The organism is Pseudomonas sp. MF4836 (assembly GCF_002018875.1).
Classification (GTDB): domain Bacteria; phylum Pseudomonadota; class Gammaproteobacteria; order Pseudomonadales; family Pseudomonadaceae; genus Aquipseudomonas.
In genome coordinates, this window is sequence record NZ_MVOL01000004.1 from 422,691 (window position 1) to 437,008 (window position 14,318).

Here is a 14,318-nt window from a genome sequence, read left to right on the forward strand (position 1 = left end):
CGGTTTTCGCACCCTTATCGAGCGTCGGCCCAAACGCCCGAACCCGCTTGGGGCACGACTTGCCGGGCTCGGCGAATAGCTTTACAACTACCGCTTTCGTGGCCCGACCCAGCTGAAATCTATGAACTCGATCTCCCGCGCCGTGCCCGAAGTGGCGTTGCAAGCCATTCGTCAATTGATTACCGAACAGGGCTTCGGCCCGGGCGATGCCTTGCCCTCGCAAAGGGACCTGGCACTGCAATTGGGCGTCAGCCGGGCCTCATTGCGTGAGGCGCTGTCGTCCCTGAGTGCACTGGGGGTGATCAGCGTGCAGCCGGGCAAGGGGGTGTTCGTCCAGGCGCCGGAGCCGTTGGCGAATGCCGCAGGCCTGAGCTGGCCGTTCGCGGCCCAGGCCTCGCCGGTGGATATCTTCCAACTGCGTTATGCGCTGGAGGGGTTTGCCGCCGGCCTTGCGGCCGTGACCCTGACCGCCGACGAGCTGGATGCCCTGGAAGATAACGTCGAGGCCATGCGCCGCGAGCTGCGGGCCGGGGACTTCGAAGCGGCGGCGCGGCTGGACTTCGAGTTTCACCAGAAGATCCTCCTGGCCAGCGGCAACCAGGCGATGCTGAGCATCCTCAGTGCCAGTGCCGAGGTGTTTCTGGAGAGCCAGAAACTACCGTTCATCCGACCCGAGCGAGCCATGGAAACCTGGCAGGAGCACCGCAAGATCCTGCGCGGCCTGGCCCGGCACGCGTCCGGCGCGGCGCAGAAGGCCATGCAGGAACATGTTCGGGGTGCCGCGCTGCGCACCGGAATCGCCTTTGTGACCCCTGGCTCGTCCTGAGTTGAGCTATACCCAAACTCATGCCTCACCATAGCGAGAGTCAATCATCTCCGGCTTCCTGAACGCGGGAAGGGCGGCTATGATGGGCCACGTTTTTTTGCTTACAACCTGGAGACTTCCATGAGCAGCGATCTTATCAAACACGTTAGCGACGCTAGCTTCGAGGCCGACGTACTCAAGGCCGAAGGCGCTGTACTGGTCGACTACTGGGCTGAATGGTGCGGCCCTTGCAAAATGATCGCTCCGGTTCTGGACGAAATCGCCGAGACCTACAAAGGCAAGCTGACCGTTGCCAAGCTGAACATCGACGAGAACCAGGAAACCCCTGCCAAGCACGGCGTACGTGGTATCCCGACACTGATGCTGTTCAAGAACGGTAACGTTGAAGCCACCAAAGTAGGTGCTCTGTCGAAGTCGCAACTGGCTGCTTTCCTCGACGCCAACATCTAAGCGGCGTTGTCAGATCCGGTCAAAAAAAGCCCCGCAAATTGCGGGGCTTTTTCATGATTGAGGGCTAGACGCTCAGAAACTCAGGTGTTACATTCGGCCCCGCACTGGTTTCTCCACTGCCCCCTGCAAGCCGTCGCCGACGCTCTCCTTTCGAACAAGTACGCGATCCTGTCGCCTTCTCCGCGGCGCGGCCTCATTAAGCCAAAAGCTTAATTTCCCCCCCTCCATAAATGATTACGTCATTCCTATATGAATCTGACTGAACTCAAGCAAAAGCCGATTACCGAACTGCTCGAATTGGCCGAACAGATGGGCATAGAAAATATGGCCCGTTCGCGCAAGCAGGACGTGATTTTCTCCCTGCTGAAAAAGCACGCGAAAAGCGGCGAGGAAATCTCCGGTGATGGCGTGCTGGAGATCCTCCAGGACGGCTTCGGCTTCCTCCGTTCTTCCGACGCCTCCTACCTGGCCGGCCCAGACGATATCTACGTCTCGCCAAGCCAGATCCGTCGTTTCAACTTGCGCACCGGTGACACCATCGTTGGCAAGATCCGCCCTCCAAAGGAAGGCGAGCGTTACTTCGCGCTGCTCAAGGTCGACACGATCAACTACGATCGTCCCGAGAACGCCAAGAACAAGATTCTGTTTGAAAACCTGACTCCGCTGTTCCCGACCGTGCGCATGAAGATGGAAGCCGGCAACGGTTCCACCGAAGACTTGACCGGTCGTGTGATCGACCTCTGCGCCCCGATCGGCAAAGGCCAGCGTGGTCTGATCGTGGCACCGCCAAAAGCGGGCAAGACGATCATGTTGCAGAACATCGCAGCCAACATCACCCGTAACAACCCGGAAGTGCACCTGATCGTTCTGCTGATCGACGAGCGCCCGGAAGAAGTAACCGAAATGCAGCGCACCGTGCGCGGCGAAGTGGTTGCCTCGACCTTCGACGAGCCACCAACCCGCCACGTGCAGGTTGCCGAAATGGTCATCGAGAAGGCCAAGCGCCTGGTTGAGCACAAGAAGGACGTGGTGATCCTGCTGGACTCCATCACCCGTCTGGCCCGTGCCTACAACACCGTGATCCCGAGCTCCGGCAAAGTGCTCACCGGTGGTGTCGATGCCCACGCCCTGGAGAAACCGAAACGTTTCTTCGGCGCCGCGCGCAACATCGAAGAAGGCGGCTCGCTGACCATCATCGCTACCGCGCTGGTTGAAACCGGCTCGAAGATGGATGAAGTGATCTACGAAGAGTTCAAGGGCACCGGCAACATGGAGCTGCCTCTGGACCGTCGCATCGCTGAGAAGCGCGTGTTCCCGGCCATCAACATCAACCGTTCCGGCACCCGCCGCGAAGAGTTGCTGACCGCCGACGACGAGCTGCAGCGCATGTGGATCCTGCGCAAGCTGCTGCATCCTATGGATGAAGTCGCCGCCATCGAGTTCTTGATCGACAAGCTGAAACAGACCAAGACCAACGATGAGTTCTTCCTGTCGATGAAACGCAAGTAAGTCGAGCGGGACCGCAAAAGCCGGGGAAACCCGGCTTTTTGCTATCTGATTATTGATCAACGGGCAGTTCGCTGTTCTGAACAGCTGGGTTCGGCGCTAAACTGCCTGCCCCGAACGCCACGGCCAAAACGAGGCTCACGCATGCAGTATCGCGACTTGCGCGATTTTATCAGCGGCCTGGAACAGCGCGGTGAACTCAAGCGCATTCAGGTTCCGGTGTCCCCAGTGCTGGAAATGACCGAGGTCTGCGATCGCACCCTGCGTGCCAAAGGTCCGGCCCTGTTGTTTGAAAACCCCACGGGTTATGACATTCCGGTGCTCGGCAACCTGTTCGGCACGCCCGAGCGTGTCGCCCTGGGCATGGGCGCGGAAGCCGTCAGCGAGCTGCGGGAAATCGGCAAGCTGCTGGCTTTCCTCAAGGAGCCCGAGCCGCCCAAAGGCCTGAAAGACGCCTGGTCCAAGCTGCCGATCTTCCGCAAGATCATCGCCATGGCGCCCAAGGTGGTGAAGGACGCGGTGTGCCAGGAGGTGGTCATCGAAGGCGACGACGTCGACCTGGCGATGCTGCCGGTGCAGACCTGCTGGCCGGGCGATGTCGGCCCCCTGATCACCTGGGGCCTGACGGTCACCAAAGGCCCGAACAAGGACCGGCAGAACCTGGGCATCTATCGCCAGCAGGTGATCGGCCGCAACAAAGTGATCATGCGCTGGTTGAGCCATCGTGGCGGCGCGCTGGATTACCGCGAGTGGTGCGAGAAGAACCCGGGGCAGCCATTCCCGGTGGCCGTGGCCCTGGGCGCGGACCCTGCGACCATCCTTGGCGCCGTGACCCCGGTGCCGGACAGCCTTTCCGAGTACGCCTTCGCCGGCCTGCTGCGGGGCAACCGCACCGAGTTGGTGAAGTGCCGGGGCAATGACCTGCAAGTGCCGGCCACCGCCGAAATCATCCTTGAGGGGGTGATTCACCCGGGCGAGATGGCCGATGAAGGCCCTTACGGCGATCACACCGGTTATTACAACGAGGTCGACAGCTTCCCGGTGTTCACCGTGGAGCGCATCACCCATCGCATCAAGCCGATCTACCACAGCACTTACACCGGCCGCCCGCCGGATGAGCCGGCCATTCTCGGCGTGGCGCTCAATGAAGTGTTTGTGCCGATCCTGCAGAAGCAGTTCCCGGAAATCACCGACTTCTACCTGCCGCCCGAAGGCTGCTCGTACCGCATGGCGGTGGTGACCATGAAGAAGCAGTACCCCGGCCATGCCAAGCGCGTGATGCTGGGTGTGTGGTCGTTTTTACGACAATTCATGTACACCAAGTTCGTTATTGTCACTGATGACGATATCAACGCACGCGACTGGAACGACGTGATCTGGGCCATTACCACGCGCATGGACCCCAAGCGCGACACGGTGATGATCGATAACACGCCGATCGACTACCTGGATTTTGCCTCGCCGGTTTCCGGCCTGGGGTCGAAGATGGGGCTCGATGCCACGCATAAATGGCCCGGTGAAACCACGCGCGAGTGGGGCCGGGTGATCGTCAAGGATGAGGCGGTGACCCGCCGGATCGATGCCATCTGGAATCAGTTAGGAATAGATTGATGCGTGTAACCTTGCAGCCCTCCGGAGCCGTGCTTGAGACACTGCCCGGCGAGCGGATTCTCGATGCGGCGCGACGCCTGGGCTATGAGTGCCCGCAAAGCTGCCGCAATGGCAATTGCCACGTGTGTGGCGCCTTGCTGGTCGAAGGCAGCGTCCGCCAAGCCGGCGATGTGCGTGACCATGGCGAGTTCTACACTTGCATTGCAGAGCCGCTGGAAGACTGCATTGTGTTGTGGGATGGCGTGCTTGCCCTGGGAGAGCTGCCGGTGCGCAGTCTGTCGTGTCAGGTCAGTGAGTGCGTGGAAGTCGGCGGTGATGTCTGGCGGGTGAGCTTGCGTGCGCCCGCCGGCAAGCCGCCGCGTTACCACGCTGGCCAATATCTGATGCTGGAGCGGGAAAACGGCGAGAAATCGGCTTTTTCCCTGGCTTCGGCGCCCCATTCCGGGCGTGATATCGAACTGCATGTGCTGGTCCGCGAAAGCAGCGCCCAGAGCCTGATCGAACAGCTGCAACGCAACCGCGTCGTGCGGGTCGAGCTGCCGTTTGGCGATACCCACCTGGCCGAGTTGCCCGATGGGCCGCTGGTGCTGATCGCGGCCGGTACCGGCATGGCGCAGATGCACAGTCTGATCGAGCATTGTCGGGCCAGCGGCTTCAAGCACCCGGTACACCTGTATTGGGGCGTACGCCGGCCTGAAGATTTCTACCGCATCGACGAATGGGAACAGTGGCAGCAACTGCCCAATCTCTACCTGCATCAGGTCGTCAGTGATCTGTGCGGTTGGGAGGGGCGCTGCGGCATGCTGCACGAAGCGGTCTGCGAAGACATTGCTGACCTGTCCGCGGTGTACGTCTACGCCAGCGGCTCGCCGGCGATGATTTATGCGACGCTCGATGCGCTGGTCAATGCGGGGATGGATGCGCACCAGATGCGCGCCGATGTCTTCGCCTATGCCCCGCGGCCCTGAGTCGGGCCCAGGCTGCGCAGGGCGTCGGCTCTAGAAACGCACGCCGGTGGTGATCATTGCGGCGTTGGCGCCCAACAGCACCAGCTCCGCCGCCACCGGGCCGTAGTAAGTGCCCAGCGACGGGATAATCACCGGCGCTACACCGAAGCGGTTGAGCGGGATCTTGTTCTGGTATTTGCCGCGGTAGCCTTCCAGTAATCCCCCCGTGAGTTTCAGGTACAGCGGATAGTTGGCACTTTGATAACGTTTGCCGGCGTAGGCGTAATAGGAGCGCTGGCTGAACGAGTTGCGAAAAGTTGCCGCGCCATATACCCAGCCCGACGCTTCATTGCGTTCCAGGCCCAATAAGTCCTGGTTGTTATTGTGATCCGGGTCGGGGGAATAGTGTTTGGTAAAGACACTGGTTTGCAGGTACCAGAAACCCTGGTCTGTTGCCTGAGTGTCGCCGCTTGCCAGTGCTGCACCGGCGTGGGCCAGTAATAGCAGGCCGCTGAGTCGAAGTTTTTTCATGAGGGGCCTCTTTAGGCGTGCTGTATATGCCTGGGGACGGCCAAGAGTGGCGGTACTTCAGAGAGATGAGGGCACATCCTAGTCAAACATTAGGCTTATGCATATTTCATTCTGATATTTAAGACATTTCCTAAGTAGTATTAAGCTATATGCAAGTGGCCTGCGGCACCGAGTTTGGCCATTGTTGCCAGGTAATTGAGTCATACGTCTTTAAGCACTTTTCGTTTTATTCTTATTGCGATATGTTTCAGGGCGTTAATCTCGATTGCATCTCGTAATACTTGCGGGGCCGAACATCATCCGTTATGACCGCCATTGAATCTGCTTGTTTGAATCCTGCTTATCCTCCGCAGCTCGATCTGGGGCCGCAGCTGACTCACGAACAATTGCTCAGCTCAATGCAATCGACCATGGCTCGCCACAAGGGCGGCCCTGTGTGGTTGTTTGCCTACGGGTCGCTGATCTGGCGCCCGGAATGCTCTGCTGTCGAGCGCATGCGTGGCCGGGTGCACGGCTACCATCGGGGTTTGTACCTGTGGTCCCACGAGCATCGCGGCACGCCGGAATTGCCCGGGCTGGTCTTCGGCCTGGATCGCGGCGGCTCCTGCAGCGGCTTTGCTTATCGCCTGCCCCAAGAACAGCTCGACGCTTCGCTGTTTGCGCTGTGGCAGCGTGAGATGCCTTATCCGTCCTATCGCCCGCACTGGCTCAATTGTCGACTCGAAGATGGCAGTCAGGTCCAGGCCCTGGGTTTTGTGTTGGAACGGCACCTGCCCAGCTATGCCGGCAATCTGCCGGACCATGTGCTGAGCCAGGTGTTTGAAAGCGCCAGCGGGCGCTACGGCACCACGCGTGATTACGTCGAACAGACCGTGCACGCCTTGCGTAGCCACGCGATGCCGGATCGCAACCTGGAAGCGCGGCTCAAGCGCTGCAAGTCCGCAGCGCATTAAGCCCGGTTTGCTGCGCCTCAGCGCACCTGCACCACCACCTTGCCCACGGCCTTGCGCTGGCCCAGATCGTCGATCGCCCGTGCGGCCTGTGCCAGGGGGTAGACCTGGGATACCAGCGGCTTGAGCTTGCCTTCGGCAAACCAGCCGAACAGCTGCTGGAAGTTGGCCGCGTTGTCCTGAGGCTGGCGCTGGGCGAATGAGCCCCAGAACACCCCGACCACGGCTGCGCCTTTGAGCAGCGCCAGATTCACCGGCAGCTCGGGGATGCGTCCGCTGGCGAAGCCCACCACCAGCAGGCGGCCGTTCCAGGCAATGGAGCGCACGGCCTGGTCGAACAGATCGCCGCCTACCGGGTCGTAGATCACGTCGGCGCCGTTGCCGTCGGTCAGGCGCTTGATCTCGTCCTTGAGGTTGCTTTCGCTGTAGTTGATCAGCTCATCGGCTCCGGCGGCCTTGGCCACCGCGAGTTTCTCTGCGCTGCTGGCGGCGGCAATCACCCGGGCGCCCATGGCCTTGCCGATTTCCACTGCCGCCAGTCCCACGCCGCCCGAGGCGCCGAGCACCAGCAGGGTCTCGCCCGGTTGCAGGTGGCCGCGCTGCTTGAGCGCGTGCATCGACGTGCCGTAGGTCATGCTGAAGGCAGCGGCGGTATTGAAGTCCATGCTCGGCGGGATTGGCAGCACGTTGTAGCCCGGCACCGCCACCTGCTCGGCAAAGCTACCCCAGCCGGTCAGGGCCATGACCCGGTCGCGGACCTTGAGGTGGCTGACTTTCTCCCCAACCGCGCTGACCACCCCGGCTGCCTCACCGCCCGGCGAAAACGGGAAGGGCGGCTTGAACTGGTATTTGCCCTCGATGATCAGGGTGTCCGGGAAGTTGACCCCGGCCGCGTGCACCTCAAGCAGGATTTCGTTCTTCTTCGGCACAGGACTCGCGACGTCTTCCAGCACCAGCGTTTCGGCGGGGCCGAAGGCTTTGCACAGCACGGCTTTCATCAGGGCTATTCCTTTGGGAGTGGTGGCCGATAAGTGTAGGTGTGTGAATAACGCGGTCAACGAGCATGCCCCGTCCTGATAGCCGCCCATAAGCTTTGTGCTTGGGCTCAGGCAGTGGGGCCTTTATGCTAGGCCGCAAACCGGATAAGGAGCGAACTGTGAAAGCGTGGATCATGTTGATGCTGGCCCTGACTCTGCCCATGGCAGCCATGGCTGAAGAAGCCAAAGAAGGCGAAGCACCGAAAGTCAGCTACATCAGCCTGAGCCCGCCGTTCGTGGGTAACTACGGCCTCGATGGCACCCAGAAGCTCAAGGTCTACAAGGCCGACGTCGCCCTGCGGGTCACGGGCGATGAAGCGGCCAAGGCGGTCAAGGCCAATGAGCCGTTGATCCGCAACCAGTTGGTGGCGCTGTTCGCCCAGCAGACCACCGAGACCATGAACAACGTCGAAGCCAAGGAAAAACTGCGCCAGGAAGCCCTGAAGCAGACCCAGCAGGTGATGAACGACGAAACCGGCAAGCCGGTGGTGGAAGACCTGCTGTTCAACAACCTGATCATCCAGTAAGCCGCGGCTCGGCATCTCGAGCGAGGTGCCGCACCTGCCTCCAGCGCCTGCACGTCGACCCCTGGGCATGACTCTCCAGGAATCGGCGGGCCGGCGCTGTGTCGTTTTCGGCGTCGGCTAAACCCCGGCGGCTATGAGGCCAGGCTTTTGCGAAAGCGCGCCAGGGCAATGGCGAAGAACAACAGGCCGATCCCCGCCAGGGCCAACAGGTCCGGCCACACCACGCTGACCCCGGCGTCGCGAAACAGGATCGCCGCGCTCAGGCTGACGAAATGCGTCGACGGCGAGCCCTGCATCACCCATTGCAGCCACTGCGGCATGCTGTCCAGCGGCGTGCTGCCGCCCGATAACAGCAGCATCGGGATGATTACCGGAATCGCCAGCAGGCCAAACTGCGGCGTGGAACGGGCCAGGGTCGCGAGGAAAATCCCCAGGGCGGTGCTGGCGAACAGGTACAGCGCGGTCACCAGCAAAAACAAAGTCATCGAGCCCGCCAGCGGCACCCCCAGGGCACCTTTGACGATCACCTCCAGCGAGATCCAGGTGCAGAGCACCACCACCAGCATGTTGCTCCAGATTTTTGCCAGCATGATTTCCAGTGCCGTCAGCGGCAGCACCAGCAAGTGGTCCAGGGTGCCGTGCTCGCGTTCGCGCAGCAGGGCGGTGCCGGTGAGGACGATGGCGAGGATGGTGATGTTATTGACGATCTGGATCACCGCCAGGAACCAGCCCCCTTCGAGGTTGGTGTTGAACAGCGCGCGCGTGGTCAGCAGGGCGGGCGCCTTGCTGGTCGCTTCGTTCTGGCCGCCGTAGGTCAGCAGTTCGCGCTGGAAGATCCGTCCTATATAGCCGGCGCCCATGAACGCCTGGCTCATGGCCGTGGCATCGACGTTGACCTGCACCGCGGGCTCGCGCCCGGCCAGCAGATCGCTCTGGAAGTTGGCCGGTACGTTGATCACGAACGTGTACTGGCCACTGTCCATGACCCTGTCCAACTGGTCGTAGGGCAGCGCCACCGCGCTCTGGAATTCGGGCGGCTGCAGGGCTTCGGCCAACTGTCGGGAGAGGTGGCTGTGGTCCTCGTCCACCAGGGCTACGCTGGCGTTGTGCACGCCGATGACCGAGCCGGCCGCAGGCATGTAGATCGCCACCGTGAAGGCGTACAGCAGGAACAGCAGCAGTACGCTGTCGTGGCGCAGGCTGGTGAGTTCCTTGAGGCCCAGGCGCAGGATGTGGGTGAGCTGGTGCATCAGACCTCCTGCTTTTTCAGCATGGCCAGGCTGAGCCCGGTGAAGCCGAGGAAGAACCCGAACAGCGCCAGGCACTGCGGCCACAGCTGGCGCAGGTCCAGGGCTTTGGTGAAGGTGCCGACGGCGATATCGAGGAAATAGCCGGCAGGGAACATCTGCCCCATAAAGGCCGCCGCGCCTTCAAGGGACGAGCGCGGCACGATCAGCCCGGAGAACTGGATTGTCGGCAGGCTGGTGATGATCATGGTGCCGAGGATCGCCGCGATCTGGGTCCGGGTGAATGCCGAGATCAGCAAGCCCATGCTGGTGGTGGCCAGCACATAAAGCATGCCGCCGAAGGCCAGGGTCAGGCCGCTACCCTTGAAAGGCACGCCAAACAGCCAGCGATTCATCGCCACCAGCAGGCCGAGGTTGATCAGGCTGACCGCCAGGTACGGCGCCTGCTTGCCCAGGAGAAACTCCAGGCGCGTCAGGGGTGTGGCGTAGAAGTTGGTGATCGAGCCCAGTTCCTTCTCGCGGACAATCCCGAGCGCCGTCAGCATCGCCGGGATAAACGCCAGGATCAGCGCCATCACCCCGGGGCCGATGGCGTTCACGCTGACCACGTCCTGGTTGTAGCGAAAGCGTGTTTCCAGCCGGGCCGCAGGGCGCGGGTTGTAGGCCGGGCTGCTTTGTTCGGCCAGTTGCTCCAGGTTGGCCTGGTGCACGGCCTCGACATAGTTGCGACTGGTTTCGGCGCGAAACGGCATACCGCCATCCAGCCAGGCCGCCACCGCAGGTTGGCGCCCGGCGTACAGATCGCGGCCGAAACCGGGGGGGATTTCCAGTGCCAGCTTGATTTCCGAGCGCTGCAGGCGTCGGTGCAGTTCGGCCGAATCGCGGATCGGCGGCTGTTCCTGAAAGTACCGCGAGCTGCGAAACGCCTCCAGGTAGGCGCGGCTTTGCGGCGTCTGGTCTTGGTCGTAGACGGCGAAAGCCAGCTTCTCCACATCCAGGGAAATGCCGTAGCCGAAGATCACCATCATGAAAATCGCCCCCAGCAGGGCAAAGCCCAGGCGCACCTTGTCGCGCAGCAATTCCTTACCCTCGCGGGTGGCCACGGCCAGCAGGCGAGCCAGGCTGAAACCGGGTTTGCTTGGCGGTACGCTGCTCGGGGCCTGGGTGGTTTCTGCCGCAGGGGCTGGCGTCGGTGCGGCGTCGGCGGCACCTTGGGCCTGCTCCAGGCAGGTCACGAAGGCGGCTTCCAGGGTATCGCCGGCGAACTGCTGTTGCAGCGCGGCGGGGGTGTCGCAGGCCAGTACCTTGCCGGCGTGCATCAGGGAAATGCGGTCGCAGCGCTGGGCTTCGTTCATGAAATGGGTGGACAGGAAAATCGTCACCCCCTGCTCGCGCGACAACTCGATCAGCAGGCGCCAGAAGTCATCGCGTGCCGCGGGGTCGACGCCCGAGGTCGGTTCATCGAGGATCAGCACTTCCGGACGATGCAGCACTGCCACCGCGAGCGACAGGCGTTGGCGCAGGCCCAGGGGCAGGGCGCCGGACTGCTGCTCGGCGATGGCGCCGAGGTCGAAACGCTGGATCAGTTCTTCGATACGCGGCGCGCTTTCACTGGCCGGCAGGTCGAATAGCCGGGCGTGCAGCACCAGGTTCTGGCGCACGCTGAGTTCGCCGTACAGCGAGAAGCTCTGGGACATGAAACCCACGCGTTTGCGGGTTGCCAGGTCCTTGGCGTTGACCGGGTTGCCCAGCAGTTTGGCGCTGCCTTCAGTGGCCGGCATCAGCCCGGTCAGGACTTTCATGGTGGTGGTCTTGCCACAGCCATTGGAGCCCAGGAAGCCAAAAATCTCGCCGCGGCCGATGGCGAAGCTGACTTTGTTCACCGCCGTGAAATCGCCGAAACGCAGGGTCAGCTCGTGGGCTTCGATGGCGATGTCGTGGTTGTCGCCGGCGCGCGGCGGGATCACCAGCGGCTCATTGTTATGGCCGCTGTCACCCTGGAAATGGGTAAAGGCTTCGTCGAGCTTGCCGCTGGGGGTTGCCGCCGCCAGCTCGCAGCTCAGGCCCTGGGCGATCAGCTTGCCGCGATCGAGCATCAGGCAGTGTTCGAACTGTTCGGCTTCTTCCATATACGCCGTGGCGACCAGCAGGGTCAGCTGCGGGCGCTGGCTGCGCACGTCTTCCACCAACTCCCAGAAGCGCCGGCGGGACAGGGGGTCGACGCCGGTGGTCGGCTCATCGAGGATCAGCAGGTCCGGCTCGTGGATCAGGGCGCAACACAGTCCGAGCTTCTGCTTCATGCCGCCGGACAACTTGCCCGCCGGCCGCTCGGCGAAGCGCAGCAGGTCGGTGGCCAGCAGCAGGCCATGCATGCGCTGCTCGCATTCGGCTTTCGACAGGCCGAACAGGGTGGCAAAGAAGCGGATGTTTTCGCTGATCGACAGTTCGGGGTACAGGTTGCCGCCCAGGCCCTGGGGCATGAAGGCGATGCGGGGATACAGGCTGTTGCGGTGCCGGCGCTGCTCGATGGGGCCGCCCAGTACTTCGAGCTGGCCCTGTTGCAGCTTTTTGACCCCGGCGATCAGGCCCAGCAGGCTCGACTTGCCGGCGCCATCCGGGCCGATCAGCCCGCAGCGGGTGCCCGCCGGCAGGTTGAAGGCAATGTCGATCAGGGCCTGCTGTTGCCCATAGCGATGGTTGATCCCCGTGGCTTGCAGCGCCAGGGCGGTCATTGCAGGTTAGCCGGCCAGTCCACGGTCGCGGTGCGCACATAGCCGGCGCCGGGCATGCCCGGTTTGGCCTGAGGCACGGCACTCGGCTCGGTCAGCCGCAGTTTTACCCGGAACACCAGCTTCTGCCGCTCGTCACGGGTCTCGACTTCTTTCGGGGTGAACTGGGACTTGGCCGCGACAAAGGTGATTTTTGCCGGCAGCGGCTGATCGGGCAGGGCGTCGAGCAGGATCCGCGCGTCCGAGCCAACGGTCAGGCGACCGGTGACCGAGGCGGGCAGGTAGAGGTTCATGTACTGGTCATTGGGGTCAATCAGCAGCAGGACCCGGCCGCCGGCACCCAGGACTTCGCCCGGCTCGGCCAGGCGCAGCTGGATAATGCCGTCGATGGGCGCACGCAGGCTGCTGTCGTCGATCTCGCTGGTGAGCTGGGCAACCTGGGCCTGGGCGGCGCCGATGGCGGCCTGGACCGCCGCGACCTGGGACCTGGCGGCCAGCACGGCCGCGTTCCCGGTGTTCAGGCGGGCCTGTTGCTGGTCGATGATCTGCTGGCTGGCGAAGCCGCGCTTGAACAGCTCCTGGGAGCGCTTGAATTCCTGGTTGGCCAGCAACAACTCGCTCTGGCGCAGCTGCACGTTGGCTTCGGCGGCCGCGAAGTTTTCCCGCGCCCGCAGCACTTCCGCTTCCGCCTGGGTGCGCTGGGCCTCCAGGGTGCGGGTGTCCATGCGCGCGAGGAGTTGGCCTTGCAGGACTTTGTCACCTTCGTTGACCCGCACTTCCGCCAGGCGCCCGGGGATCTTGCTGGCGATCTGCACTTCTGTGGCTTCGAGCCGACCGTTGCCCATGCTCAGGCCTTCGGGCAGGCGATCGCTGAGCGACTTCCAATAACCGAAGCCGCCGGCAGCGAGCAGCAGGACCAATAAAGAAATGGCGAAAAGGCGGGAAGAACGATGGTTCGTCGACATAGGTGCATCCTGCGGCTTATAGCGTCCAAGTCTGACGGTAGACGCCGTTAGGCGACTTGATACCCGTCAAATGAAAGCCGTAAGCCTAACCCTATTGGCCAGACGATGCATGGTTGTGCGAAGTGACTGCCGGGTTCTCGAGATAAAAGCCGTGGGCGCGTGCCACGAGCGGTGCGCGGCACGGCTTGCCGTGGATCAGCGCAGGGCCAGTACCGCGGCCCATTGCTCGGCGGTCACCGGCATCACCGAGAGGCGGCTGCCTTTTTGTACCAGCGGCATTTCGTCGAGGGCGGCCTGTTGTTTCAAATAGTCCAGGCGCAACACCTGGGAGAAAGTCTCGACATGGGCAACGGTGATTGCACTCCAGGCATTTTTTTCCGGCGTGGCCTTGGCGTCGAAGTAGGGACTTTGCGGGTCCAGGGCCGTTGGGTCCGGGTAGGCGGCTTCGATGATCTGCCCGATGCCGGCGATCCCGGGCTCCGGGCAACTGGAGTGATAGAAGAAGAATAGGTCGCCCACCGCCATGGCCCGCAGGAAGTTGCGTGCCTGGTAATTGCGCACCCCGTCCCAACGGGCTTCGCCGAGCTTTTCCAGGCCCTTGATCGAGAGTTCTTCGGGCTCGGACTTCATCAGCCAATAGGCCATTTTTTGCGCTCCTCGAGGGCTGTGGGCAAGTTGTCTGGCAATTTTATGACAAACCGACAGTCGGTTGACGTCAGCATTTGCGTGTCGGTTCACGTTATCGCAGAATGCCGGGATTTTAAGCTTGACGCTGCTGCACGGACTATTACGCAAGCCGTTGCTGTCATCGTGTGTGATAGGCCTTAGGGGGGCAATCGATGAAACGCAAACCGGATTTACTATGGATTTTGGTTATTTTGTTCGGTTTGGGTGTGGTGACCACTGGCTATGCGCAGAGCCTGTGGGCCAGTAAAGCCGATGCCCCGATCGAGCTCGCGCAACAGCAGCAACCCTTCAAGCGTTGATCCCGT

General features: G+C 62.1%; 14 protein-coding genes. 8 read left to right on the forward strand and 6 right to left on the reverse strand.

Annotation, left to right across the window (positions count from 1 at the left end):
* Positions 1 to 121 precede the first annotated feature (121 nt).
* The 5 genes from MF4836_RS12140 to MF4836_RS12160 all read left to right on the forward strand — a co-directional run bounded on the left by MF4836_RS12140 (position 122) and on the right by MF4836_RS12160 (position 5,361).
* Entirely contained in the window at positions 122 to 826 is a 705-nt protein-coding gene (locus tag MF4836_RS12140) for a FadR/GntR family transcriptional regulator (RefSeq protein ID WP_078470519.1), read from the forward strand.
* 120 nt (positions 827 to 946) lie between these two features.
* Entirely contained in the window at positions 947 to 1,276 is a 330-nt protein-coding gene (trxA, locus tag MF4836_RS12145) for a thioredoxin TrxA (protein WP_003206727.1), read from the forward strand.
* 249 nt (positions 1,277 to 1,525) lie between these two features.
* Positions 1,526 to 2,785: a transcription termination factor Rho gene (gene rho, locus MF4836_RS12150; protein WP_020295939.1), complete on the forward strand. Its 1,260-nt coding sequence runs from the start codon at positions 1,526 to 1,528 to the stop codon at positions 2,783 to 2,785.
* Positions 2,786 to 2,926: 141 nt separating this feature from the next.
* A complete protein-coding gene (gene ubiD / locus MF4836_RS12155; protein WP_020295938.1) occupies positions 2,927 to 4,393 on the forward strand; it encodes a 4-hydroxy-3-polyprenylbenzoate decarboxylase in 1,467 nt (488 codons plus the stop codon).
* A complete protein-coding gene (locus tag MF4836_RS12160; protein ID WP_078470520.1) occupies positions 4,393 to 5,361 on the forward strand; it encodes a CDP-6-deoxy-delta-3,4-glucoseen reductase in 969 nt (322 codons plus the stop codon). The genes ubiD and MF4836_RS12160 overlap by 1 nt, the downstream gene beginning before the upstream one ends.
* A 30-nt stretch (positions 5,362 to 5,391) precedes the next feature.
* On the opposite strand, the gene MF4836_RS12165 is transcribed toward MF4836_RS12160, so the two are convergent.
* Positions 5,392 to 5,871: a sn-glycerol-3-phosphate transporter gene (locus MF4836_RS12165; RefSeq protein WP_078470521.1), complete on the reverse strand. Its 480-nt coding sequence runs from the start codon at positions 5,869 to 5,871 to the stop codon at positions 5,392 to 5,394.
* Positions 5,872 to 6,176: 305 nt separating this feature from the next.
* Here MF4836_RS12165 and MF4836_RS12170 point away from each other — a divergent pair, with 305 nt between their 5' ends.
* A complete protein-coding gene (locus MF4836_RS12170) occupies positions 6,177 to 6,824 on the forward strand; it encodes a gamma-glutamylcyclotransferase (RefSeq protein ID WP_078470522.1) in 648 nt (215 codons plus the stop codon).
* Positions 6,825 to 6,841: 17 nt separating this feature from the next.
* Here MF4836_RS12170 and MF4836_RS12175 read toward each other — a convergent pair whose 3' ends face one another.
* Positions 6,842 to 7,819, reverse strand: a complete 978-nt coding sequence (locus MF4836_RS12175; protein WP_078470523.1) for an NADPH:quinone oxidoreductase family protein — start codon at positions 7,817 to 7,819, stop codon at positions 6,842 to 6,844.
* Between the two features lie 158 nt (positions 7,820 to 7,977).
* Here MF4836_RS12175 and MF4836_RS12180 point away from each other — a divergent pair, with 158 nt between their 5' ends.
* Entirely contained in the window at positions 7,978 to 8,385 is a 408-nt protein-coding gene (locus MF4836_RS12180) for a flagellar basal body-associated protein FliL (RefSeq protein WP_020295933.1), read from the forward strand.
* A gap of 131 nt (positions 8,386 to 8,516) precedes the next feature.
* Here MF4836_RS12180 and MF4836_RS12185 read toward each other — a convergent pair whose 3' ends face one another.
* From MF4836_RS12185 to MF4836_RS12200, 4 genes are all read right to left on the reverse strand, one after another.
* Positions 8,517 to 9,635, reverse strand: coding sequence for an ABC transporter permease (locus MF4836_RS12185; protein ID WP_078470524.1), 1,119 nt, complete (start codon positions 9,633 to 9,635; stop codon positions 8,517 to 8,519).
* The gene (gene rbbA, locus MF4836_RS12190; protein WP_078470525.1) at positions 9,635 to 12,364 is read right to left on the reverse strand and encodes a ribosome-associated ATPase/putative transporter RbbA; all 2,730 of its coding nucleotides are present in this window, start codon (positions 12,362 to 12,364) and stop codon (positions 9,635 to 9,637) included. The genes MF4836_RS12185 and rbbA overlap by 1 nt, the downstream gene beginning before the upstream one ends.
* A complete protein-coding gene (locus MF4836_RS12195; protein ID WP_078470526.1) occupies positions 12,361 to 13,326 on the reverse strand; it encodes an HlyD family secretion protein in 966 nt (321 codons plus the stop codon). Before MF4836_RS12195 ends, rbbA begins: the two co-directional genes overlap by 4 nt.
* A gap of 195 nt (positions 13,327 to 13,521) precedes the next feature.
* On the reverse strand, positions 13,522 to 13,971 hold the full coding sequence (locus tag MF4836_RS12200; RefSeq protein ID WP_078470527.1) for an EVE domain-containing protein: 450 nt from the start codon (positions 13,969 to 13,971) through the stop codon (positions 13,522 to 13,524).
* A gap of 194 nt (positions 13,972 to 14,165) precedes the next feature.
* Here MF4836_RS12200 and MF4836_RS35510 point away from each other — a divergent pair, with 194 nt between their 5' ends.
* Positions 14,166 to 14,312 (forward strand): hypothetical protein, encoded by a 147-nt coding sequence (locus MF4836_RS35510; protein ID WP_178102934.1) that lies wholly within the window; start codon positions 14,166 to 14,168, stop codon positions 14,310 to 14,312.
* The last annotated feature ends 6 nt before the right edge of the window (positions 14,313 to 14,318 follow it).